Source organism: Pseudomonas sp. 2822-17, assembly GCF_002742485.1.
GTDB classification, from domain to species: Bacteria; Pseudomonadota; Gammaproteobacteria; order Pseudomonadales; family Pseudomonadaceae; genus Aquipseudomonas; species Aquipseudomonas cyclaminis.
On the sequence record NZ_LJRZ01000370.1, the window covers coordinates 1 to 284 of the forward strand.

Sequence of the window (284 nt, forward strand, 5' to 3'; positions counted from 1 at the left end):
TATTCAAGTTCATTTACTTTTTTTATTCCTTCCTCTACTTCTCTTACGTATCCTAAATATTCATTCCCCTTATTGGCTTTAGAATCTAACCCTTGTTTTTCATCTCGAAAATTCACGACAGAAACTCGATTGGAATGTATTTTTGATTCAATATCTTGTGCTTCCACTTTCTTTTTCTTCAAGTTGGCAGTGACAAGTTCAAGATTATTCCTTACTTCAATTAAACCTTCCTTACATTCTTGAACCTTTTCATATGGCTGGGTTTGTAGAAAATGGACATATTC

The 284-nt window shown here is 32.7% G+C and carries 1 protein-coding gene; it reads right to left on the reverse strand.

Annotation, left to right across the window (positions count from 1 at the left end; all coding sequences use genetic code 11):
* Nucleotides 1-284: hypothetical protein (locus AOA60_RS32645; RefSeq protein WP_158235028.1), on the reverse strand; the 284-nt coding region annotated here is incomplete at both ends.